This is a genomic window from Streptomyces longhuiensis (assembly GCF_020616555.1).
Taxonomy (GTDB): domain Bacteria; phylum Actinomycetota; class Actinomycetes; order Streptomycetales; family Streptomycetaceae; genus Streptomyces; species Streptomyces longhuiensis.
This window is the reverse complement of sequence record NZ_CP085173.1, coordinates 1,197,236-1,219,535: the sequence shown is the minus strand read 5'-3', so window position 1 is coordinate 1,219,535 and position 22,300 is coordinate 1,197,236. Positions and strand designations below refer to the sequence as shown.

Genomic DNA, 22,300 nt, shown 5'->3' with positions numbered 1-22,300 from the left:
GCTTCGCCAGGACTGCACCACATCCCGGTCGAACGTCGCGGTCAGCGGCCGGCTCGCGGGGCAACGAGTCCTTGGACTACATCGTGGTGGACGGCCTGCCGGCGCCAGGTGGCAGCGCCAACGGCAACGACTGCCTGAAGGTCAACGTGAGCCAGGGACCACCGGCGGCGGCGCCGGATTCGGTGTCTGCCGCGTCAACACCGGCAAACCGCCCTCAAACTCTGAGTTCTGACGCACCCGACTGATGCTCGCCACCGCCAGCGGTGGCGAGCATCAGCGCTGTCACACGGCCGGCTTCGTGTGGACGTACTCCTCCATGCCCATCAGGGAGTCCAGGGCGCTGCTGCGTAGGCACAGGGACCGATGGCGTTCAGGCGTAGGCGTCCTCGACAGCGGCTCGTCGCACCGTCCGCAGCGTCGACTGGAGGCGTTCCATGTCGGTGGAGCCCAGCGCGAGGCGGATCGCCTGCGGTGTGTGGGTCGTGGTGGTGAAGGGCTCGGCTGTGGATACCGAGATGTGATGGCGCGCGAGGGTGGCGGTCAGGCGATCGGCGCGTGCGTCGTCGGGCAGCGGCAGCCATGTGAAGTAGGACGAGGGGTGGCTGATGAGTGGTAGGCCTGTCAGCTCTTGTTTCGTGAGTGCTTGGCGGGCCTTGGCGTCGTCTCGTTTCTGCGCTTCCAAGTGGTCCACCGTGCCGTCCTCGAGCCAGCGGCAGGCGATCGCGGTGGTGAGGGCCGGGGTGTTCCAGGTGGTTGCCCGAATCGCGCGTTCGAGCGACGGCACCGCGGATGGCGGCGCGACGACGAAGCCGACCCGGAGGCCGGTGGCGACGCTCTTGGACAGCCCCGAGACGTAGACGGTGATATCCGGCGCGGTTGCAGCCAGAGGCGGTGGAGGGTCCTCCACCAGGTAGGCGTAGGAGGCGTCTTCGATGATGAGAGAACTGTGCTGTCGGGCGATCTCGATGAGGCGGGTTCGCTCAGTTGCCGGCATGACCCAGCCCAGAGGGTTGTGCAGGGTGGGCATGGTGTAGATCGCGCGCACTGGGCGGGTCGCGCACAGCTTCTCGAGGGCCTCGAGATCCGGCCCGTCGGCCGTTACGGGTATGGGCTCCAGGTCGAGATGAAACGCATGCGCGAGGACCTTGAAACCCGGGTAGGTGAGTGCGTCGACCGCGACGATGTCGCCGGCGCTGAGCGCGGCCATGACGGTGATGGCCAGGCCGTGCTGCGCACCGTTGACGATGAGGACCTGATCCGCGTCGGTGGTGATTCCTCGACGCCTCAGGTGCCGTGCGATCGAGGCTCTGTCCTGGGGACGCCCTCGATGCGGTTGGTAGCGCAGCAGCGAGTCGATATCACCAGAGGTGGCCACTTCTCGCAGGGCCTGTCGAAGGAGTTCAGCTTGCCCGGGCAGCGACGGGTAGTTGAAGTTGAGGTCGACTGCATCCGTAGCGACGACCTGCTGATCGATGCCGTGACCGGCGGGAACCGCGATGTCACGCACGAAGGTGCCGCGGCCCTGTTCCCGGCTCACCAGGCCCATCGTTTCCAGCTCGGCGTACACCCGAGTCGCGGTCACCACAGCAATGCCCTCACGGGCGGCGAGCCCACGGTGTGTCGGCAGGCGTACGCCTGCGGCGAGCCGCCCCGTCCGGATGTCGGAGGCGAGCGCGTCGACCAGCATTTTGTACCGCGGGGCTGCCATGGCGCGGATTGTACGCATGACAATTCTTTGGCTGTCCTGTTCGTGGGTCCTTACCGTCGAGATCCACCCGCCGACCTCCCCGGAAGGGCAGCCGCTGTGCACATCGCCATCCTCACCTTCGACGGCTACAACGAACTCGACTCCCTGATCGCGCTCGGTGTGCTCAACCGGATCAAGTCCGACGACTGGCGTGTCACCATCGCCACCCCCAGCCCCAAGGTGACGTCGATGAACGGGGTGGTCATCGAGCGGATGTCCACTCTCGAGGAGGCGTGCGCCGCCGACGCCGTCATCGTCGGCAGTGGCGTCGCCACACGCGAGGTCGTCGAAGACCCAGCGATCATGAACACCCTGCGTCGCCTGGACCCCTCCCGCCAACTCATTGCGGCGCAGTGCTCCGGTGCACTCGTGCTGGCCAAGCTCGGCCTGCTCAACGACATCCCCGCCTGCACCGACCTGACCACCAAGCCCTGGGTCATCGCCGCTGGCGTCGACGTACTCAATCAGCCCTTCTATGCCAAGGACAGCATTGCCACGGCCGGCGGCTGTCTCGCCTCGCACTACCTTGCCGCATGGATCATCGCCCGCCTCAAGGGCAACGACGCCGCCGAAGCCGCTCTGCACTATGTCGCCCCCGTCGGCGAGAAGGAGGAATACATCAAGCGCGCCTGGCGCAACGTCACGCCCTACCTGCCCGCTCCCGCCCCTGCGCTCGCCTGAACAAGCGTGTGCAATCGGCGACCTTCGCCGGGAAGCCACGCCCCCGGAGGCGTGGCTGGTCGTCCGACGCCCCAACACACACATGATTCGGCGCCTCGACACTCGCCGTGAGATCGGCAACCTGGACCCGCCGGATCAGGAGCGTGTCCAGAGCGGGCAGGGTGACCTCATTCCCGCTTGCACCGCGGTCACTGCTGCCGACTAGAGTTCTTGATCGCGTAGGCGGCGGATCTGCCTTCGCGCGCAGGATGTGGAACGCGGGGGAGGACGCGGAGATGGGCTACACGATCCCGGGATGACTGGACGACGTTCTGGACTTCATCGGGATCAACTTCCCGAATGTCTATGAGGACGGCTACTGCGAAATGGCTGATGCCATGCGGGAGTTTGCAGAGAAGTTCGATGGTCGTGGCGGTGACGCGCCCAAGGCGGTCTCTCGGATCCTGTCCTCTTCCGAGGGCTGGGCTGGGCTGCCGATGGCGAGGGCCGAGGTCCTCAAGGACGAAGCGCGGATGACCCCCGAACAGGGCCCCAAGTGCAAGCTCTCCAGCGGGCGTTGGTACTCCGCCTATGACGATCAGTACATCGACGGGCCGTCCGGCCTCGACGTCGACCAACGCGTCCCGCTCGCCAAGGCCTGGGATTCCGGTGCCTCCGCCTGGAGTGTGGCTGAACGGCAGGCGTACGCCAACGATCTCGGCGACGAGCGCTCCCTCATCGCAGTGTCGGCGAAGTCGGACCGCTCCAAGGCCGACCAGGACACCTGCGCCACGGTCCGGTGATCCTCATCGGCCGCGAGGCGACGCAGCCTGCTCGCCCGCCGCGGTGTCACCTTCCAGCACACCAAGACCTGGAAGGAATCCCGCCGACCCGGACTGCGAGGCACAGCAGCCCGGATGGCGCCTCGATCTACGTCATCCTGGACACCTGTCCGCTCATCAAGGCGCCGACATCCGCCGCTGGACGAAGCAGCACAAGGTCGAGCTGTGCTTCACCCCGACCTACGCCTCGTGGGCAAACCCGATCGAGGCGCACTTCGGACCGCTGAGGCAGTTCACCATCGCCAACTCGAACCATCCCAACCACACCGTGCAGACCTGGGCCCTGCACGCCTACCTGTGCCGGCGCAACGCCAACATCCCCCACCGCGACGTCCTGGCCGTCGAACGCGAGGAACACGCCCATATTCGCAGCGAGAAGAGCATCCGCCGGGGCGGACGCCCTCCTCGCAGCCGCAGCCTGAACTCGAGTGAGCCCTCGCGTCACCTTCGCCAGAACAGGTGGTGCGTCACGCCGCTCGGGCTGGGCACGACCTCCAGGTGAAACCGGTCGAGGAGCTCATCGGGCGACTCCCACAGCCGTAGTCCGGACCCGAGCTTTACTGGCGAGACCGCCACATGCATGGTGTCGACGAGGTCGGCGTCGAGGAACTGCCGGATGGTGGTGACCCCGCCGCCGAGCCGGACATCCTTGCCCTGTGCCGCTTCCCGTGCCCGTTCGAGGACCGTGGCCGCATCGCTGTCGACGAAGTGGAACGTGGTGTCCGACAGCGTGAACGACGGACGCATGTGGTGGGTCATGACGAACACCGGAGTGCGGAACGGGGGCTCCTCCCCCCACCAGCCGAGCCATTCATGGTCCGTCCAGGGCCCGCGCTGGGGTCCGAACTTGTTGCGACCCATGATCTCGGCGCCGATGTTGCGCGCGAAGTCCCGCGTGAAGTAGTCGTCGAGACCCCGACTCCCCCCGGCATCCGTGCGCATGGGCCAGCTCGCCGTGGCCCCGGCCCATGCGAACAGCCTCTCGGGATGGTCATAGCCGAACGGCCGCTCGAGACTCTGGTGCTCACCGGCACCGATTCCATCACTCGAGACGTTGAAGTTCATGACTCTCAGCAGTTGATCCACGTGTTTCCTCGTCAGGTCCGGTCGCGCCATTGTGCGGCGAGGCGCCGCACATCATGACGTCGAACGGGACGTGGCCGGATCGACAGCCGGCCCACAATCTTTTCCAGCACGTGTCAGGAAGCGGCCCACGCGTCGCGCCTGACGTCACCGCCCATCCAACCGCTCCAACTGCTGGAAGCGGTACGAGAAACGACAGAAGGCTCAGAACCCACTCTCACGAGCCTCTGCCAAGTGCACCACTAGCCGTTCAGTCGGCGCACGGCCGAGATCAGGCCGCCGGGCCGTTCCTCCCGCTGGGGTCGCCGTCCGCCGCAGAGCCCCTGGCCCCCTGCCCAGGGGCCTCGCCATCTTTCCCGGCTCACCTGCGGCGATGCCCCAAGGTCCCGTCCCCGCCTCGTCCACGGCCCCGACACAGGCGACTTCGGGCGGCCTCTGGCTGCACACAAGCTAAGACCCCGGCCTCAGTGTTTCCCGCTGGTGACGGGCTCTTTGAGTACCTGATCCAAGGTACCCCCGCGGGATTCGAACTTGCGTTCACGCCCCGGAGGCCCCTTTGAGCCTGTGGCGTCGCTGCTGGCCGCAGGGCGCTTCTGCGTACTCGACGGCTGCCTGCCCGCGGATAGTCCACGGCACTGAGCCGACTCGCATGTGCCGACCGGTGCTGCTGGAGGAGTCGGGGCGGGGGCTGATGGTGGTGGAGGTATTCGCGGAGAGGCCGATCGTAGGGGAGGGCGAACTCGACGGGATTCAACGTCGTTGTTTCCCTATATAAGGTGTCCTTTGCATGCTGTCGGCCGCATAAGCACCCGCGGCTGGCCGAGATCCACGATCCGCTCGATGTCGACCGCAGGGATCTGGGCCCGCACACCGGTGTCGTGCAGGAGTTCAATGCCCGCCGGGTGCTGGACATCGCATGCAGGGACGGGTACGCGACACCCGCTATAGGAGTTCGATCAACCGGGAGCTACTGCACGTCGCGGTGAGGAGTGCGGTGGCGTTGCGGACTGCTGGTGACCGTGGACGTACGCCGTCGCTGATGTCAGCTGTGGATGTCAGACAGTCCGAGGAACGATGCTCACCGCGCGGTAGTCGTACCCGTCCTGCTTGAAGCCAGGGGCTTCCCATGTGAGGTCGACCTGCTGGCCGGCCGACAGCGTGCGGAAGCCGGTCGCCTGGATGTCGGCGTAGTGGCCGAAGCAGCCGCCGGGGGTCTCGGGTGAGTCGAGAACACCCCACCCTTCCTCGTCGTCCCACTCGCGGACAGTCGCAGTCACCATGGACGGAACCCTACGGCTTCCGCTGTGCAGACGCGTCTGGCACCTGAGCTTGGGAATCAGCGGTTCTCGAACGACTGAATTGGCTCTGACCTGCATGTTTGGTTGAGACGTGCGCGGTTGGAGTGGTCTCCGGGCCCCGTACATGACCGCTGTTGTCCGCTCCGCTGGGCACGGATGGGGCACGGGTGGCGACAGTGCACCAGAACCTGCTGAGGTTCATGCTCCGGGTGGCCTGGAGGGTCAGAGAGGGATGATACGGACCTGGCTGCCGCAGAGCTTGGTCATGTCGTCGCTGTCGGGGGTCAGCAGGGCGACGGGTTCGGCTGGCGCAGGGCGTCCTCGGCGTCGATGGCGTACTTGTGCCCGTACAGCCCAGCGGCCGCCACTCTCCGTGACGCTAGCCACACAAAGTGGCTGGGTGTCGCATGCCGCGACGTTGCCTCCCCTCCGGCCTCGATGTGCGGTGCGAAGCTGTATGAACAAGCTCCTGTCTACCCGGTGCGGTTGAGCCGTAGCTCACGGCTGGTTGGAGGACTGTGGGGGCCCAGCGGAGTCGCGGTGGTCGATTGGCCGTCGCCACCATTCCGTAGATTTGAAACAGCCCATCAGCCAATGCGCTTCCGCGATGTCAAGGATGACGTTGCCGACCCACGGGATTGGCTCGAAATGGAGCATCCCCTCCTGGATGCGCACCGGCTCCCAATCCAGGTCGTGGTGCAGGAGGACCGCATACGGCTCACCGCGACGCTGCCAGAAGACCATGGGTTCGTGGACTTCGTTCTCGAAGGGTTTGACGATGTCGTCCGGAGCGAACTCCACGTTCGCCATGTCCGCCCACTTGCCGACTCCCTCGCGTTCCCGTGCTAGATAGCACCGCATGACCTGTACGAACGCATCAAGGCTCGCGTCGTCAAGTACGGATTCCCGGGAGACGACGATCGATTTCACTTTCTTGCGTAGCGCCTTGCCCCGGCGGAGCTGACGAGTCGCATGAGCCCAGAAAAGCCCGCCGCGCTCGGGATCGTGGACCACGCAGAGAACGGGAAGGCTGCCATCGCGCCAGTTGTCCCCGTGATCGCCGACCGGTACGCGGTGCCCGCGTCTGGTTCGGGTCGAGATGCCTCCCTTCACCTGCACGGTCAGGGAATCCTCCGTACGCAGTCCGTTCTCGACGAAGGTGATGTGCAGATCCTCGCCGTGGTCGTTGCCGCCGTCTATCTCCTGCACGATGTGGCCGTGTCGTTCCAGCAGCGAACGCACCTCATTCACTGCCATGCGTCCGATACGCCTACTTTCGGGCACCTTCGGCATATAGCCCCCCTCACGAATATGCGGGGACCAGATTAGGGCCAGGCACTGACACGCATGTCGCCTTCGGAGAATGTGGCGGGACGTGCAGCCTCGTGGTTACCGAATCAGCTGCTGTCATCGTGGGAAGCCGTGTGAGCCGGGACGACAGAGCTTGGTCATGTCGTCGCTGCCGGAGAAGAGGTGGGTGACCGGTTTCAGCTGGCGGAGCGCGTCCTCGGCGACCGTGGCGTCGAGGACGCGATGGTGTTCACCCCGATGACGAGGTCAGCTCCCTTGCCGTGGAACACCTGCAGCATGGCGAGGAGCTTCTGTCCCTTCGCAAGGGGAGAGGCTTTCCGAGTCCAGGACGACGGTCTCGACACGCTCGCTCACCTGCCGCCTGCGCGCTTGTAGGGGCCGACACAGCCGAAGATCTTCGCGCGGCCCTCGTCGAGTTCCTTGTCGCTGAGGGGCCCGTCCCTCTCCTCGCGATAGCGGAGGGCGTCGCCCCGATTTCTAGGCAAGGATGGCTCGGAACCGGATGGAGGCTCAGTTGGAACCCACGATGCTGTTAGTTGGCCCTTCACGGGTATGAGGCCCGTCCGGGCTCACGATGCGTGACAGGGAAGATGGCACGGGCGGCGGGGGAGCCGCGGAGACTTGCTCGTCAGCCCCCGTCGAATCCCTCTGCTCCCTTGCCAAACCGTCGACCTGGGCCAAGAGATTTATTGTCGGAGTCCATTTGGCCAGGAGATCCATCAGGTCGGGCAGAGAAGCAGCGTAGGTGGTGAGTATGGATCCGTAGGTGTTGCCCGTCAGCACGATGACGAATCGGGGCACACGCGAGTGCCTCTCGTGCACGACCAAGTTCAGCGGCACATGACGATCGTGGGCGTATCGGCTGTCGGCCTTGTCCGCGAATCCGTCTGCGGCGAGCCAAGGATAGAATTCCGCCGCGCGGAGATCGTCATAGAAGTCGCCGGTGCCCGCGTCCGGTACAGGATCGTAAGCCAGGTCGACCCACTCCCCGCAGGAGTACATCTGTTCATGCGCCCCAAGCCTGGCTCCGTTCCGGACCGGAATCTGGCCTTCTCCAAACTGAACCTGACCCCCATGATCACAGGGCCGTGGAAGGTACCGCCGCTGGCCTCGTTGTTGGTTTGAGATAGCGTACTTTGCCGCCAGTGGTTGCGGTCTGCGCGGTGCTCTTCCACCACTCCACTTCCGTTCGCATCGTTCGAGACGACTATCGTGCATCAGGAGTGTCGGGGCGCGTGCGCGATTCGCCGCAAGATGTGAGGGACGCGACGGACCAGGCAGGGTGGCGGTACGTAGTCCCGCACCATGCCGTCACGGCGGGCATCGTGGTGAGCCCGATCCGTCTACCTGCGATCCGGCTTCTCAGTCCCGCGGGTCATGTGGAAGGTGAGGTTGGAGAAGTCGCGGCCTTGGAGCACCAGACCGTTCTGCGTGCCTCCCGAGACGCTGTTGTGCACCTCGCCACCGGCTGGCTGTGCCCTCTGCCACCACTCTTCGAGGCGGACGCGGAATTTTTCGTCTAGGCACTGTTTCTCGGATCTCCTGACATGAGTGGGGAGTTGGAGCCAGGCTGGCGGTATGGGCCGTGGAGATCTGACGAACGCGGAATGGGATCGGCTGGAGTCGCTCTTACCTCGTGGTGGTACTCGTGGGGGCAGGTGGAGCGATCACCGTCGGGTGATCAACGGGGGCCTCTACCGGGTGCGGACGGGTGTGCAGTGGCGGGACCTGCCGGAGCAGTTCGGGCCGTGGGAGACCGTCTATAGACGACATCGCCGCTGGTCAGCTGATGGAACGTGGGCGATGTTGCTGTCGAGGGTTCAGGCCGCTGAGGACCACGCGGGTCGGATCGACTGGGATGTGTCGGTGGACTCAACCGCGGTGCGGGCCCACCAGCACGCCGCCGGCGCCAGGAAGGCGCCGCCGGCCGTGGTGGTTCAAAAGGGGGCCGCCCGGGGGACGAACCAGGCCGATCCGGTGCTGCGGAAACTGGCCGACCGGCTGGAGGAGGTGGTCAGATCGGCGAATGCCTGGGACGCTCCCGCGGAGGATTCACCACCAAAATCCACCTCGCTGCCGAGGGACGATGCCGACCCCTCGCCCTCGCCCTGACACCCGGACACTACGGTGACGGCCCCCAGCTCGAGCGTGTGCTGGAGCAGATCTCCGTGCCCCGTACCGGAGTCGGACGGCCGCGCACCCGTCCCGATCGTGTCTTGGCAGACAAGGCCTACACGTCCCGGAGCAACCGCCGTTACCTGCGACGACGCGGAATCCGGCACACCATCCCCGAACGTCTCGACCAGCAGCAACACCGCCGCAACCGCGGCTCCCGAGGCGGTCGACCTGCCGGGTTCGACGGCGAGCGCTACAAGAAGCGCAACACCGTCGAACGCGCCATCAACCGGCTGAAGGGATTCCGAGCCGTCGCCACCCGCTACGAGAAACGCGCCTACATCTACCTCGGCACCGTCACACTTGCAGCACTCCTGATCTGGCTCCGCACATGATCCGAGAAACAGTGCCTAGAGCCGCCCGTACGTGAAGGGCTGTCACAAGTGCCTGCGCCCGGTTCAGATCGGTGCTGTCTTCCTGTAGCGCGGCGAGCTCCAGTTCGCCGGAGCTGGCCCGGGGCGGCCCATTCCCAGCCGGCTCCGGAACCGTCCTGCGCTGGAACGGGCGTCGCACCATGGCAGCCAGCCCTGCCCAAGCCTGGCGGCCGACCTCACTTCCCGCGCTCCCTGCCAGTGCTGCCGAAACAGGAAGGTCGGACGACCTATGGCTAGGGACTTTCCCGCCTCCATGCGGATCGCCGACACCGATCCGCTGTGGGTCTACGCCGTCAAACACGAAGTCGCCGAGATCTTCAAGGCCGCCTTGAAGCAGTAACGCGCCCCACAGCAACAACACGGGACACATCGCCAGACGCAACCTAGAAGCACCACCGGCGCCCCGCAATCAAGCGGGACGATGGCGGGCACCTCGGCACTGCCCCGGCTTGCAACGACGTCCTCGACGGCATCCGATCCGTGTCGACCGCCCTCGACTCCGGGCTGATGCGTATCCACCGCCCATGCACCGGGCTGCTCGACGAGCTACCGGGCTACGCATGGGACCCCGCAGCATCCGACCGCGACGAGGACCAGCCGATCAAGCGTGACGACCACAGCGCCGACGCGCTGCGCTACGTCGTGCACTCCAATGCGCACGAGTGACGCCACCGGCTCACCACATCCACCGATGCCGGGGAACTGGGATAGTCCGCCCCGCCCGGGCCCTCCACAAGAGCACGGAGCAGTGGACCCAGCCGAACAGGGAGATCAGCCCAAACAGAATACCCAAGGCGGCAACGAGCGCAGCGGAGGGAAACACGCGCAGATACCCCAGCGCCACGGCCAGACCCTCAACCAACAGCAACCACAAGTTCCAACGTCGCTTCCTGCGAATGACCCTGACGTAGTCTTCAAACCTGCGCTGCTCTGCCGCCTCTTTGGCGGTCTCTTCATCGAGGATGCGCCGCTGACGTTCGCTCCAACGTCGTTGCGTCTCCACTGCCTCCGGGTCCACCGGCGCGGCGGGCGAAGTGAACACAACGTCGCCGTGAATAGCACCGGACTGCACGACGTGGCCCCCGACGCTTCCACTCAACTCGTTGCGTATGGATGGCTGTTCGCTCATGAGGCGGAAGATACGCGCTTGACGCGCAAGATCACCATCGAAGCGGCCGATGCCAATGCCCGTGAACACACTTGGTGACCGCCCCCTTCGCCTTCCCGGAGAGCGGCGTACCGTGGCCGTCGCCGGCGTGGGCCCCGTACTGCCGCCAGGCTCAGGTCTGACCGAAAGGTGTCCCGAAGCTCAGCGAGCCCACGTTGCCAGCCTGAATCACTGGGCCGTGCTGCACGCCCCCGCTGATCGTGTTATGGACATCCGCGACCTGTTGATCACCCTTTGGGGGCGCCAAGTCATCAATCATTGACCGCAGTTCGGCAGCCGCGGCCGGATTTGCCAGCAAAGTGCGCCGCAATCGTGTACGCCACTCCGCCTGGACGTCCAAGGCGGTCTGTTCGTCGCTGGCCTCCATTGCCGCCGCCAGTTCTCCGCGCGAGGTCTCCAGCTCCCCCTCGATCACGTCTTCCTCACCACCACCGCGACGCGAGAAGAACGACACCATCCGGTCACGAGCTTGTGCCCAGGAATCCATCGCCATCTGCTGAACCAATGTCGTAGCGCCTGCGGCAGCAAGTGCCACCAACTCCGCTTCCATCGAACCACCTTTGCAGCATCTGAGGCAGCCACCGTACCCCCTGACACTCGACGACCACAGCGTCGACGCCCTGTGCTATGCCGTCCATGCCACGGCACACGATTGGCGCCACCTGCTCGCCCATCAGCTATGCAGGATTGGCCTCTTGTACCTTCCTGGTTTCGTCCCAGAACCTCGGCAACCGTTCGTACAACCCCTCTCGAAAGCGCTCGTGGTTCGACCGTCCAGCCTGCTGGAGATCAAAACCTGCAGCGCGTACCAGCTCGATGAGTGGCTCGCCGGTGTGCCGGACGAGCCGACGCCGAAAATGCAGTGGTACCTCGCTGTGGCCGGGTATGAGCAGGCGCACGTCGCTGCACTGCTCGGCGGGAACCGGCTGGTTGTGCACCGTGTCGACCTGCGTTCGTGGCACATCCGGCTCGACGACAACCCGAGCCTCTCCGCGGCCTACATCGACGCGCTGCGGGCCGAGTACGTCGGACTCTGGCGCCGCCGGATGATCGAGGGCACCTGGGTGATCGCCGAGGGCGCGGTCTACGACATGTTCGACGAGCAGCGGCACGTCGTCGACGAACTGCCGCCGATGCGCCGGTGCTGGGTCGCCATCGACTACGGAACCGCGAACCAGTTCTCGGCGATCCTGTACGGTCTCGGCGCCAACGACCGGCTGTACGCGGTCAACGAGTGGCGCCGCAACTCGTGAGCCGCACACCGACAGATGACCGACGCGCAGTTCAGCCGCGCCGTGAGCGCACGGTTCGACGAGCAGCAGGTCGTTCCCGAGTGGACGTTTATTGACCCGTCCGCGACGAGCTTTTCCACTCAGTTGTGGACAGACAGGCATCCCGTCGTCGCCCTTGCGAACAACGAGGTGCTCAACGGCATCGGCAGCGTGTCGACCGCGCTCGGCTCGGGGCTGTTGCGCGTACATCACTCATGCCGGGGACTCCTCGACGAGCTGCCCGGTTATGCCTGGCCAGAAGAGGCCACAGCACGCGGCGAGGACAAGCCGATCAAGTGCCACGACCACTCCTGCGACGGGCTTCGGTACGTGATCCACTCGACTGCGCACGTGTGGCGCCAAGTGTCAGACGTATTGAAGGACAGCGGTTGATCAGCTGCTCAATCCGGGACTCAGCGGTAGCGTCGAAGAGCCAACCAGTGCTTCGCCAGGAATCCGAAACCGATCACCACGTCGAACCACCCAATCGACGCCCACATCACTCGCGTGCTGTCGCCCCCGGATCCGTGACCACCGACAACCAGGAACAGGCCGAAAAGGATCCATACGACAGACCCGTAGATTCCACGACGTGCCTTCTTGAGGAATCTCTGTCTTTGAAACTGAGACTGGGCGTAGCGTGCTGCACGTTCTGCATCTTCGGCGTCCAGGATTCGTTTCGTGCGTGCCGACCAGCGAGCACGTAACTCTGCCTCCTCTGGGCTCGGCGTAGCAGGCAGGATCACATTGCCGTTGATGGATCCAGCCTGGACCACGGGCCCGTTGACATGGCCGCTCACGTCGTTACTTACGTTGTTGGTGACGTCCCGTCCCTCTCCCATGTTCCAGAAGGTACGGGAGGGCGCCACCACTCTCAATCGACTCATGTTGATCCATGCCTGGCTCGCTTGGTACGCGGAGAAGACCCCGGGCGGGTTGTTGTTCGTGGGCGAGCGGGGCAAGCCATTCCGTCGTTCGACCTTCGGCGGGGAGTGGCGCAAGGCCCGTAGCATGGTCGGACTGCCGGCCGATGTCCGGTTCTACGATCTTCGTCACACCGGACACACCCTGACCACCCGATTGGGCGCGACGCTCAAGGACACGGTGGTGCGTGTCGGCAGTCCACGGAGAGGGCCGCGCTCATCTATCAACACTCGGACACCGAGCGCCAACGTGAGGTCGCTTCCGGGCTCGACTCCCTGATGCAGGCCGAACGTCGGAAGGCTGCGGCCAAGGCCGATGAACAGGCATCGGGCACGGAGCGGGCACGAGACACCTAGACGGGTCTAGACAACAAACAGGCCCAAGTCGCTGACTTGGGCTTTCGTTGTGAAGCGGGTGACGAGAATCGAACTCGCGCTCTGAGCTTGGGAAGCTCGTGTGCTTGAGCCTTCGCTGCCTTGCTGACCCGAGGTGGAGCCGTCCCCCGGGCGGTCGGCCGCTGGCATCTTTTCCGTTGTTCCCCGCAATATCTGGCACGCCCGTGGCTGGCTCCGTGGCTGCGCTCTAGGGCCTGTCCGATGGGTTGCGTGACTGCTGAGCCCGCTGATCGTTCCGGTCGGCGTGGGGCGGGGTGACTTATCGAACGAAGGATGGGCTCGGCTGGGCCCTGCTTGCCGAAGAACGTTGGCCGGGACGGACGTTGGAAGAATCATCGCCAGGTGATCAACGGGATCCTGTTCCGTCTGAGAACCGGCATCCCATGGTGGGATCTGCCGACTCGATTCGGGAAGTGGAAGACTGTACACGACAGGCATCGCCGCTGGTCGGCGGATGGTACGTGGGACAGGATTCTGCGAGTCGTCCAGGGCGATGCCGACGCGGAAGGCCGCATCGACTGGTCGATGGTGAGTGTGGACTCCACCGTGTGCCGTGCTCACCAGCACGCCGCCGGCGCACGCAAGCAGGCGCCGCGAAAAGTCGGGAAGCGTCGACCCCAGCCCGCCCAACACCGTGCAGATGAAGCCCTCGGCCGCTCACGCGACGGGCTGTCGACGAAGATCCACCTGGCCGGTGAGGGCGGACTGCGGCCGTCAGCCATGCTGATCACACCCGGACAATGGGGCGACGCCCCGCAGATGATCCCCGTCCCGGAACGCATTCACGTGCCCCGTCCGGCCGGCGGCCATCCCCGCGCCCGGCCGGACCACCTAAATGGCGACAAAGCGTACTCGTCACGCCGCAACCGCCGTTACCTGAGGCGTCGACAGATCAAGCACACGATTCCGGAGCGGAAGGATCAGCGGGCCAACCGCCAACGCCGAGGCAGCGCGGGCGGCCGACCTACCGGTTTCGACCAAGCGATCTACAAGCGTCGCAATGAAGTTGAGCGAACGATCAATGCCCTCAAGGGGTTCCGGGCCGTGGCCACCCGCTTCGACAAGCGAGCGTACGTTTTCCATGGAACGGTGACCGTTGCCACTTTGCGTCTTTGGCTCCGCTCGTGACCTAAGGGCTGTCCCGCAAGTCGGGGCTTCTTCCCAGCGACTGGGCCTCGGTCGATATCCCCAGGCCCTGTAACCGCGTGCTGTGGCAGCCTGCCGTCATGCCAGCAGAGCTGAGAGAACATGCAGGACGCCACTACGCCATCCAGTTCCACTACGCCTTGCCCGACGACTCCTGGGCTGTGGAGCTGAGCGAGGCTGTGCCTGCGCCAGCCGCGTGGGCTGAGACGCCCAACGCGGCGACACATCTGCCCGGGCCGGCATTCCTGGTGGCGCTCATTCCCGACGAGGACCCTGATCTAGAGCCGACCGTCCGCGTCTATAGCCCTGCCGAGCACGTCATCCCCTACGAGATCATGCAATGGTTCATGGAGCAGGTCGCTGACCAGGTGGAACGCTGCCGCATCGCGTTCAAGCAGAGCGAACCCGATAGGAGTGGAATGATCACGCAGTGGCTGGTGTGATCACGGCGTCGGCGCCGTCCTGGATAGGTCCGTTTACCGGGCTGAGCCCGCGACAGTTCGGGAACCTGGTGACCGTACTGCGGCGTGAGGGTGCGGATGTGGTTCGCAAGGGCCGGCCGTGGAGCCTTCCGTTGGAGGACCGGGCACTCCTTATCGCGGTGTACTGGCGCACGAACTTGACGATGCGCCAGCTCGCCCCGCTGTTCGGGGTGTCCAAGTCGGCCGCAGGCCGCATCATCGAACGCCTCGGGCCGATGCTCGCGCTCCAACCCCGCAAACGGTTCGCCACGGACACCGTGCTCATTGTGGATGGCACTCTGGTCCCCACCCGCGACCACACCGTGGCCGAGCAGTCCAAGAACTACAGGTACTCCACGAACCACCAGGTCGTCATCGATGCCGACACCCGCTTGGTCGTCGTCGTGGGTCGGCCTCTCGCCGGAAACCGCAACGACTGCAAGGCATGGGAGGAATCTGGCGCCAAAGCTGCCGTCGGCACGACCATGACAATCGCCGACGGCGGCTATCCCGGCACCGGGCTCGTCATGCCCCACCGCCGACGCAAGGGCGAAGATTTGCCCGACTGGAAACAGGAACACAACAAGTCCCACAAGCAAGTCCGCGCCCGTGTCGAGCACGTCTTCGCCCGCATGAAGACCTGGAAGATCCTCCGCGACTGCCGCCTCAAAGGGGACGGCGTCCACTACGCCATGCACGGCATCGCACGCCTGCACAATCTCACGCTCGCCGGATAGTCCAGCGACCGCACAGCAACCGGACCCTGTCCTGGGGGACTCATAGATCATTTGCGGGACAGCCCTTAGAGGCCCTAACAAAGGCGTTGGACGTGACGGTGGGTGATGAGGCAGGTGGCGAGTCCGAGGAAGGCTTCATGGATGTCGTCGCGCCTTTCCCAGCGGATGCGTAAGCGGCGGAAGCCGTGCAGCCAGGAGATCGTCCGCTCGACGACCCAACGAAAGACGCCTAGACCGGTGCCGTGCGGCTGGCCGCGTTCGGCGATCACGGGGCGGATGCCACGTGCCCGCACCATACGCCGGTACTTGTCGTGGTCGTAGCCGCGGTCAGCAAAGAGCAGGTCGGGTCGATGCCGTGGCCGGCCGACGACGCCGCCGACGGCGGGGATCTTGTCGAGCAGGGGCAGCAACTGCGTGACGTCATTGCGGTTTCCACCGGTCAGCGACACCGCGAGTGGGATGCCCTGCCCATCGGTGATGACATGGTGCTTGCTGCCCGGACGTGCGCGGTCGACCGGGCTGGGACCGCTTTTGGGCCCCGCCGGGCCGCCCGGACGTGGGAAGAGTCGATCACCGCCCTCGACCAGTCCAGCTGGTTCTTCGACCGCAGTTCCTTCAGCAGCACCGCGTGGAGTTGGTCCCACACGCCGGCCTCGTTCCAGGCGGCCAGACGCCGCCAGCAGGTCATGCCTGACCCGAAGCCCAACTCCTGAGGCAGGTACTCCCATTGGATGCCGGTATGCAGGACGAACAGGATCCCGCACAACGCTTGCCGATCCGGCACCCGCGGGCGGCCCTCGACCAGCTTCGGGCCCGGCTTGGGCAGTAACGGCTCGATGAGCGACCACAGTTCGTCCGACACGATCCACGGCCGCGACTGACGCTTCCCCATGAACAGACCAACGAGCCGACAAGCCAACAGTCCCATGATCAACAGCTTTTGTTAGAGCCAGTTAGGGGACACTGTTAGGGATCTGGTTCGTACGAGCCCTGGCTATCGCGTCCGGCGGATCTGCTTGATCTTGATGTGGCCGGCTCGCGGGTGTCCGACGATTCTGAGGGTCGGGGAGGTCGGATCCTCTGGCGCGGTGGCCTTGTTGCTGATGTGAGCGGTATTGGTGCTCGACCCGTCGATCCGTACTGCCCAGCCCCGCGGGACGATCAACTGAATGGTGCCGGTTCCGCAACGTGCCTCGACGGTGACGTCCCGGTGAGCACAGACCGCCTCGGTGAAGTCGATCACGATGCTTAGCATTTTGCATTCGGCGATGATCTTCCGGGGAACTGTCCAGCGGCCGTTCTGTTTGATGTTGCTCAGGCTGGTCTTGAGGACGAGCGTTTCCTCGGCAGCGCCGGAACGCGAACCAGAAGGCTGCTCCTGCGTCAGGTCGGCCACCAACACGTCGAGTTCGCCGTAGGTCTTCGCGGCGTAAGCCCGATCGAGCCTCTCCTCCAACTCGGTAAGGTCGATCCGGCCTTCACCTGCGGCGACCCGCAGTTGCTCAGCAACCGACTCCCGGTCGGCGTCTCCTGCCCGCAGCTCCACTATGCCCTGCGACGTCAACTCCGGCCCCCGCTCCCCATCAGTCATGGTGCGACTGTATCCGCAGGGGCGAAGCACCTCCCGACCTGGCCTTGAGACGGGCATGGGGGCCATCGGACAGGCCCTAGCAGTCGTAGCGGTGCGCGTAGGGGAGTTCGGGACACTGGCGGCAGAGGAAGACATAGATACCTCCGAGGTCACCCATGACCATGTCGAGATCTTCCTCAGGGGTGACGCTGAGCAGGTGCTCCATGTGGTGGCCGCGCTGGCAGGCTGGCCAGTCGGGCGACTGGTTCCAGGCTGGATACCCCCCGACCTTGTTCTGCAGCGCACACGCCAACCGCGTGTATTCCATACCGAAGCGCTCTTCGAGCTCGTCGATACGGGGCTGCAAGGTCTGTCGAAGCTCCTGCGGCAGGTCCCAGTTCGGGTACTCCCTCACCGAGGTGGGGGACACTGTGCACGGACTGGGCATGAACTCTTCTTCGTACTCACTCTCCTGCGGGGCGGGGATGTCCCGGAGCACGCCGGTGGCGAGCACGTTCGTCCCGCTGCGCCAGTAGAGCTTCGGCAGTGCGGCGCCGGCCGGGTCTTGAGGGTGGATCAACGGGCACCAGACCAGCTGGAGTACGTCCATGCCTTCCGGGAACTGAAGCTCGGGTACGTCGCGTGCGAAGAGCTGTATCACCGGCACCATGGGGATCGTCCCGGCCGGGCTCTTCTCGTTGGGCCATGCCCAGTGTCCCGGTTGTCCGCAGGAGGGCCAAGGCTCGTCAACCGGCCAGAGCATGGGGCCGCCAAGAGAACTCTCCTGGACGCTGGGAGACCCGCTCTTCGGCAACAACAGCGTCGTCCGCCGGCCGAGAGCCGCGAGCTCGGGGATCAGGTCATCCAGGTCGAACGGTGGACCTGCAAAACTCTGCGCCACGGGCGGGCCTCCTCGGGTCAACAGCTCCAGCTTTTGGGCAAGCTACCTTCCGCCGCTCGAACCGATCGCTATGGGCTGCCTATCCACCGAGCGCTCCTTCTTGCCCTGGGCGTTCGATCCAGGCTTGCCGAGATTCCCTGCGCGGATGTTGGCCCTGAGCGTCGCGTAGGCATCGCGGGTCTTCTTGACCGACATAACGAGTCGAGTTGTCGATGTGTGTTAACGCCAGTCGCCGTCATTGGCGGCGTGCCCGCGTTGCGGTCGGGCACCTCTGCCCTCGAGGATCAGTAGGCTCAAGGGCATTGGCAGCCAGGTCATCAAAATTCAGCACGAGTTGGCCCGCCCTACCAGCACACTGGACGACATGGATGGACTGTATGTGGTCAGGCATGAGCCGACCTGGCGCGAGGAGCCGGAGTCGGACGACGAGTACGACAACGGCACGGATCACAAGACCCTGTATGCCCTCTTCGGGCTAGCCATCTACAAGGCCAACGTCCTCGAACACTCTCTCGTCAATGCTCTCGCGCTCACCAAGCTTGTCACGGCGAGGGAGCAGGGAGAGCAGCTCATGCGCGACCCCTGGGCTCAAGGCTTCAAGGACATGATGGGGAAACTCATCAAACGCGTCGAGGCGCACACCAGCGCCTACCCGGAGGTCGGCAATGACCTCACCAGGAGCTTGAAGCGGCGTAACGACCTGGTTCACAATTTTTGGCGCGAGCGCATCCAAGAGACGATCACCGAGGCGAGCCGGGCCAAGCTGTGCGCAGACCTGAAAACTGACTGCCAACTGTTCACTCAGACGGATGAACGCTTCAGCGAGAGGGTCCTCAACCCCATCATGGCGAAGATCGGGGTCACGCCCGAGGACGTCGAAGCCCAGTACTTAAAGGAGCGCCGCGAGGCGATGGCGCGCTACGAGACCGAGGCGTTCACGGCCGACGAGAACCCGACCTGACCTCGCGCTCCGCTCGCCCGACTCATCGGGCCGCCGAGTTGGTGGTGTGCGGCATCCAGCAGGCGTGCGTAGTCGGTCTCGGTGAAGCCCTTGGCGGGGCCGCGGTCGAGGTGGATGCGATAGATCAGCCGGGGCCGGTGGCCGGACTTGGTGCAGATCAGCGCGGCCATGGAGACGCGTTTGGTGCCTGCGGCGGTGACGCGCACGACGGGTGTGTGGCCTCGTCGGCCCCAGGTGCGGCCTTTGGGCGGCCTCAGCCCCTGGCCGGCTTCGTCCTCGAAGCAGAGCCAAGCGCCGAGGTCCGCCGCCGTCTTTTCATGACGGGCCATAGCTCGTCCTTCCGCGTGGCGATCTTCGCCTCGTCGCGCTCGGTGGCCTTGCGGGAGGGGGCCTGCACGCTCCAGCCGATGCGGTGCAGCAGCAGATCCAGCCCGGCCAGGATGTACTCCACCCTGAACCGGCGATGCACGACCTCCGCAATCCTTGCCAGGGTCCAGCACTGATCGCTCCAGCCCACAGCGACCGGGCCGGCATCCAACACGGCTACCAGCGTGTGTAGTTGACTCGCATCGAGTTTGCAGCGGGCGCCGCCGGGACCCTTGGAGACCAGGGCCTGACGCCCGCCCGCAGCCAACGCCCGCCGCCAGCGGTTCGCCGACAGCCGCATCACTCTGAACTGCCGGGCCACCTCCCGGTCACTGGCTCCCGCTTCGATCAGATCAGCGGCCGCCAACCGGACCCGCTCACGCCGAACCCGCTCCTCAGTCGTGAGCCCTCCGCCATCGGGATACCTCCTCCCTCCGGCATAGCGCAGCCCGCGACAGCCGTCACGCTCCCACGTAACCCACACCCTTAAAGATCTCTAGAGGCGACGTGCAAGGCCGGTCGGGCGCGGAAAGGTCCGGTGGGGGAGCATCGTCTGCGATGGGCTGTGGTCAATCGGTTGATCGGGATCTCGTTCACGATCTCGCAGCGGGCAGCGGGCAGCGGGCAGCGGGCAGCGGGCAGCGGGCAGCGGGCAGCGGGCACCACGATGTGCGCTCGCGGACGCTTGTTCCTTGTGGCCAGGCCAAACGACGTCAGCAAGTCACCAGTTGTCGAAGAGTTGATGAAGGCCAGTGACCACCTGTCGCAACCAGAGCTTCATCCACTGTGGCCAGAGGCCGGAAGGTCGTGGATGGTCGTTGTTGGTCGCTCTGAGCCAACCGTTGACGGCTCAGTGACGGCCCGGGGAACACAGGCGCTGCAGGAGGACAGCGCCGCTCCTCAGGCCCGTCGTTGAGTGTTGGCTACCTATCCATCGGCCGCTACATGCGCAAGATCGTGCAGCGGCCAGCCCTCCTGGCTACTCTGGGAATACGGGTACCTGAACGCCTCCGCCTCGGCCACGTTCACGAACGTCGCCTTCTACGACGCGAGCAAGAGTCCGGGATCCGTCCCGGGCGACAGGTTCTACGCGGGCCTGGTTGACGCGTTCGGCCGCTGGATGAACTCGTAAGCCGCTTTGGGTGGCGCCCCGTCGCCGGGGCGAACTGGCTCCTGCCTGGCGGGCGATCACGTTAACGGGTTCTCTTCGGTGCGCCTGTGACAGAGGCCGGCCGGTAGGGGCTGGCGCCGTCCTGAGACGTCACTGCACGATGCGGGCGGTGCGGGCGGCGGCCAGCCAGTCGGGGAATTCGTGGAGCAGTTGGTCGAAGAGCCGGTGGTCGGCAGTGGCCTTCGGGGCGCGGCCGGCGTGGAAAAAGCCGGCGTTGTCGACGACGCGGCAGGCCGGCACGGCGAGAGCATCCAGCTTCCGCAAGAACGTGAACTCGTTGCTGTCAGGGTCACCGAAGCCGACGAACTGCCAGAACAGGGGGAGGCGTGCTGCCTTGCATAGGTAGCGTTCGGCGGCGGGCTTGCTGGTGGGCCCGCCGTCGGTCTGGAAGATGACCAGGGCGGGGGAGCGGCGGCCGGACTTCGTGTAGTGGTCGATGACCTCGTCCATGGCCCAGTGGTAGTTGGTGCGCCCCATATGACCGAGGTTCTCGTGCAGCTTGTTGATGCGGCCGCGGTGCCCGCCGAGCGCCAGGTCAGTGGACCCGTCGACATCCGTGGAGAAGAACACCACCGGCACGATCCCGTCGTCGTCGAGATGAGCCGACAGCGACAGAACCTGCTCAGCCAGATGCTGCATGGTCCCGTCCCGGTAGTAGGGCCGCATCGACCCCGACCGGTCCAGCACGAGGTACACCGCGGCCCGCACACCCTCCAGCTCATGCCCGCGGATGCTGTCGCCCGCGGCCTTGTACAGGCTGACCAGGTCGGGCGCACGTTCTTGCACCTTGGACAGGCTGATGGCTGGTGCTCGCTGCGTGCCGTTCGTCGCGGTCATCCCCTCATGGTGACGCCTCGCTGCTGACCAAAAGCGGCGTTTACCCAATGCGAGCGTTGCAATCGAGATGAAGTGGCTCCGAGTACTGCCTGCCGACCCGCCTGATCTGGAGCCCATGGTGTCCTTGCCCGATCCTCCCCATCCTTTTACCGAACGGCTCCGTGCTCTTGTCACCGCCGCGGGCTCCGTCGCGGACCTGCGCCGTTACTTCGGCATGGACCGACCTCCAGGGGCCGCTGCTTTCACAGGAGCCCGATTCGAGGCCCTGGGCGGTGGAGGCGACCACCCAGCAGTCGCCGACACGGTCACTGCTGAGGACCTCATCGCAGTGCAGACCCTGTCAGTCACCGTTCCCGCGGCTGCCGCATTAGATCTTCTGGAAGGCCACGCTGGGACACAGCTTTCCACGCTGCTTCGTGCCATTCCCCGGGACCTGGACATGGCCGACGCCACGGAAGCCGACCTGGATCCGGACTCGCCGGCACACAAGGCATGGGACCTACTCCGTGACCAGCCAGGCATCGGATGGGTCACCGCCGGTAAACTCCTCGCTCGCAAGCGACCCCGGCTACTGCCCGTCTACGACCGCGTCGTGCGCTGCGCCGTTGGCCGGCCACGCTCCTTCTGGCACGCCATGCACAGCGCCTTACGCGCCGACGACTACGCCCTCCGACATGAGCTGCTCATCCTGAAGCAGGCTGCCGGACTACCCGAGGCGGTCAGCGTGCTGCGGGTTTGCGATGTCGTGGTCTGGATGCGGCATCACACCGATCACCAAGACGTCGGCTGCACCTGGGACTGATCGCGGCGGGCCAGGGCTATTCAATCCGGATCGAAGCCCCATCCGTTCGCCCGTGCCCCTTCAGGAGTACCTCCAGCGCCACGCGTTCGCGCTGTATGCG

The 22,300-nt window shown here is 65.3% G+C and carries 22 protein-coding genes and 7 pseudogenes; 14 read left to right on the top strand and 15 right to left on the bottom strand.

Annotated features, from left to right (window positions below):
* Positions 1-370: 370 nt before the first annotated feature.
* Entirely contained in the window at positions 371-1,708 is a 1,338-nt protein-coding gene (locus LGI35_RS05835) for an aminotransferase-like domain-containing protein (RefSeq protein ID WP_227292828.1), read from the bottom strand.
* Positions 1,709-1,804: 96 nt separating this feature from the next.
* Between LGI35_RS05835 and LGI35_RS05830 the strand changes: the two genes are divergently transcribed.
* The 3 genes and pseudogenes from LGI35_RS05830 to LGI35_RS05820 form a co-directional block, all read left to right on the top strand.
* Complete coding sequence (locus LGI35_RS05830) at positions 1,805-2,428, top strand: DJ-1/PfpI family protein (protein ID WP_227292827.1); 624 nt, start codon at positions 1,805-1,807, stop codon at positions 2,426-2,428.
* Positions 2,429-2,910: 482 nt separating this feature from the next.
* Positions 2,911-3,189 (top strand): annotated as a pseudogene (locus LGI35_RS05825) (HNH endonuclease); the annotation flags it as partial.
* A 125-nt stretch (positions 3,190-3,314) separates the two neighbouring features.
* Positions 3,315-3,652 (top strand): annotated as a pseudogene (locus LGI35_RS05820) (transposase); the annotation flags it as partial.
* Positions 3,653-3,690: 38 nt separating this feature from the next.
* On the opposite strand, the gene LGI35_RS05815 reads toward LGI35_RS05820, so the two are convergent.
* The 6 genes and pseudogenes from LGI35_RS05815 to LGI35_RS46075 all read right to left on the bottom strand — a co-directional run bounded on the left by LGI35_RS05815 (position 3,691) and on the right by LGI35_RS46075 (position 7,426).
* Positions 3,691-4,335 (bottom strand): dihydrofolate reductase family protein, encoded by a 645-nt coding sequence (locus tag LGI35_RS05815; RefSeq protein WP_227292826.1) that lies wholly within the window; start codon positions 4,333-4,335, stop codon positions 3,691-3,693.
* Positions 4,336-5,387: 1,052 nt separating this feature from the next.
* Positions 5,388-5,612 carry a S1 domain-containing protein gene (locus tag LGI35_RS05810; RefSeq protein ID WP_227292825.1) on the bottom strand — a complete coding sequence of 75 codons (225 nt, stop codon included), beginning with the start codon at positions 5,610-5,612 and terminating at the stop codon, positions 5,388-5,390.
* A 240-nt stretch (positions 5,613-5,852) separates the two neighbouring features.
* Positions 5,853-5,992, bottom strand: a pseudogene (locus LGI35_RS05805) (DNA-binding protein); the annotation flags it as partial.
* Between the two features lie 136 nt (positions 5,993-6,128).
* Complete coding sequence (locus LGI35_RS05800) at positions 6,129-6,887, bottom strand: DUF4365 domain-containing protein (RefSeq protein WP_227292824.1); 759 nt, start codon at positions 6,885-6,887, stop codon at positions 6,129-6,131.
* A gap of 150 nt (positions 6,888-7,037) precedes the next feature.
* Positions 7,038-7,295: pseudogene (locus tag LGI35_RS05795) on the bottom strand (hypothetical protein).
* A complete protein-coding gene (locus LGI35_RS46075) occupies positions 7,292-7,426 on the bottom strand; it encodes a hypothetical protein (protein WP_264484667.1) in 135 nt (44 codons plus the stop codon). The pseudogene LGI35_RS05795 and the gene LGI35_RS46075 overlap by 4 nt, the downstream one beginning before the upstream one ends.
* A 355-nt stretch (positions 7,427-7,781) precedes the next feature.
* On the opposite strand from LGI35_RS46075, the gene LGI35_RS05790 reads away from it, so the two are divergent.
* The 3 genes and pseudogenes from LGI35_RS05790 to LGI35_RS05780 all read left to right on the top strand — a co-directional run bounded on the left by LGI35_RS05790 (position 7,782) and on the right by LGI35_RS05780 (position 10,156).
* Entirely contained in the window at positions 7,782-8,066 is a 285-nt protein-coding gene (locus LGI35_RS05790; protein ID WP_227292823.1) for a hypothetical protein, read from the top strand.
* 453 nt (positions 8,067-8,519) lie between these two features.
* Positions 8,520-9,451 (top strand): annotated as a pseudogene (locus LGI35_RS05785) (IS5 family transposase).
* 519 nt (positions 9,452-9,970) lie between these two features.
* A complete protein-coding gene (locus LGI35_RS05780) occupies positions 9,971-10,156 on the top strand; it encodes a hypothetical protein (RefSeq protein WP_069171768.1) in 186 nt (61 codons plus the stop codon).
* Between the two features lie 10 nt (positions 10,157-10,166).
* On the opposite strand, the gene LGI35_RS05775 is transcribed toward LGI35_RS05780, so the two are convergent.
* Together LGI35_RS05775 and LGI35_RS05770 are read right to left on the bottom strand one after the other, a co-directional pair.
* The gene (locus tag LGI35_RS05775; protein WP_227292822.1) at positions 10,167-10,619 is read right to left on the bottom strand and encodes a hypothetical protein; all 453 of its coding nucleotides are present in this window, start codon (positions 10,617-10,619) and stop codon (positions 10,167-10,169) included.
* Between the two features lie 151 nt (positions 10,620-10,770).
* Complete coding sequence (locus LGI35_RS05770; protein ID WP_227292821.1) at positions 10,771-11,208, bottom strand: hypothetical protein; 438 nt, start codon at positions 11,206-11,208, stop codon at positions 10,771-10,773.
* 211 nt (positions 11,209-11,419) lie between these two features.
* Here LGI35_RS05770 and LGI35_RS05765 point away from each other — a divergent pair, with 211 nt between their 5' ends.
* Entirely contained in the window at positions 11,420-11,911 is a 492-nt protein-coding gene (locus tag LGI35_RS05765) for a hypothetical protein (protein ID WP_227292820.1), read from the top strand.
* A 15-nt stretch (positions 11,912-11,926) separates the two neighbouring features.
* Positions 11,927-12,322: a hypothetical protein gene (locus LGI35_RS05760; protein ID WP_227292819.1), complete on the top strand. Its 396-nt coding sequence runs from the start codon at positions 11,927-11,929 to the stop codon at positions 12,320-12,322.
* Between the two features lie 20 nt (positions 12,323-12,342).
* Here LGI35_RS05760 and LGI35_RS05755 read toward each other — a convergent pair whose 3' ends face one another.
* The gene (locus tag LGI35_RS05755; RefSeq protein WP_139131396.1) at positions 12,343-12,771 is read right to left on the bottom strand and encodes a hypothetical protein; all 429 of its coding nucleotides are present in this window, start codon (positions 12,769-12,771) and stop codon (positions 12,343-12,345) included.
* Between the two features lie 61 nt (positions 12,772-12,832).
* On the opposite strand from LGI35_RS05755, the pseudogene LGI35_RS05750 reads away from it, so the two are divergent.
* From LGI35_RS05750 to LGI35_RS05735, 4 genes and pseudogenes are all read left to right on the top strand, one after another.
* Positions 12,833-13,209: pseudogene (locus LGI35_RS05750) on the top strand (tyrosine-type recombinase/integrase); the annotation flags it as partial.
* Between the two features lie 283 nt (positions 13,210-13,492).
* Positions 13,493-14,376, top strand: a protein-coding gene (locus tag LGI35_RS05745; RefSeq protein ID WP_227292818.1) for an IS5 family transposase whose coding sequence is annotated in 2 segments (ribosomal slippage) — positions 13,493-13,541 and positions 13,541-14,376 — 885 coding nt in all. Because the reading frame shifts where the segments join, the coding sequence is not laid out codon by codon here.
* A 98-nt stretch (positions 14,377-14,474) separates the two neighbouring features.
* A complete protein-coding gene (locus tag LGI35_RS05740) occupies positions 14,475-14,837 on the top strand; it encodes a hypothetical protein (RefSeq protein ID WP_227292817.1) in 363 nt (120 codons plus the stop codon).
* Positions 14,825-15,592, top strand: coding sequence for a transposase (locus LGI35_RS05735; RefSeq protein WP_227292816.1), 768 nt, complete (start codon positions 14,825-14,827; stop codon positions 15,590-15,592). Before LGI35_RS05740 ends, LGI35_RS05735 begins: the two co-directional genes overlap by 13 nt.
* 74 nt (positions 15,593-15,666) lie before the next feature.
* On the opposite strand, the gene LGI35_RS05730 is transcribed toward LGI35_RS05735, so the two are convergent.
* From LGI35_RS05730 to LGI35_RS05720, 3 genes are all read right to left on the bottom strand, one after another.
* A protein-coding gene (locus LGI35_RS05730; protein WP_227300207.1) for an IS5 family transposase occupies positions 15,667-16,484 on the bottom strand; the annotation gives its coding sequence in 2 pieces (ribosomal slippage) (positions 15,667-16,133 and positions 16,133-16,484; 819 coding nt in all).
* 102 nt (positions 16,485-16,586) lie between these two features.
* On the bottom strand, positions 16,587-17,183 hold the full coding sequence (locus LGI35_RS05725; protein ID WP_227292815.1) for a DUF1707 SHOCT-like domain-containing protein: 597 nt from the start codon (positions 17,181-17,183) through the stop codon (positions 16,587-16,589).
* A gap of 76 nt (positions 17,184-17,259) precedes the next feature.
* Positions 17,260-18,063, bottom strand: a complete 804-nt coding sequence (locus tag LGI35_RS05720) for a DUF1963 domain-containing protein (RefSeq protein ID WP_227292814.1) — start codon at positions 18,061-18,063, stop codon at positions 17,260-17,262.
* Positions 18,064-18,427: 364 nt separating this feature from the next.
* Here LGI35_RS05720 and LGI35_RS05715 point away from each other — a divergent pair, with 364 nt between their 5' ends.
* The gene (locus tag LGI35_RS05715; RefSeq protein ID WP_227292813.1) at positions 18,428-19,024 is read left to right on the top strand and encodes a hypothetical protein; all 597 of its coding nucleotides are present in this window, start codon (positions 18,428-18,430) and stop codon (positions 19,022-19,024) included.
* A gap of 23 nt (positions 19,025-19,047) precedes the next feature.
* Here the strand turns inward: LGI35_RS05715 and LGI35_RS46550 are convergent.
* Together LGI35_RS46550 and LGI35_RS05700 are read right to left on the bottom strand one after the other, a co-directional pair.
* A pseudogene (locus LGI35_RS46550) lies at positions 19,048-19,838 on the bottom strand (winged helix-turn-helix domain-containing protein); the annotation flags it as partial.
* An 813-nt stretch (positions 19,839-20,651) separates the two neighbouring features.
* Positions 20,652-21,398: a vWA domain-containing protein gene (locus LGI35_RS05700; RefSeq protein WP_227292810.1), complete on the bottom strand. Its 747-nt coding sequence runs from the start codon at positions 21,396-21,398 to the stop codon at positions 20,652-20,654.
* Positions 21,399-21,465: 67 nt separating this feature from the next.
* Here LGI35_RS05700 and LGI35_RS05695 point away from each other — a divergent pair, with 67 nt between their 5' ends.
* Complete coding sequence (locus tag LGI35_RS05695; protein ID WP_341483347.1) at positions 21,466-22,200, top strand: DUF6308 family protein; 735 nt, start codon at positions 21,466-21,468, stop codon at positions 22,198-22,200.
* The last annotated feature ends 100 nt before the right edge of the window (positions 22,201-22,300 follow it).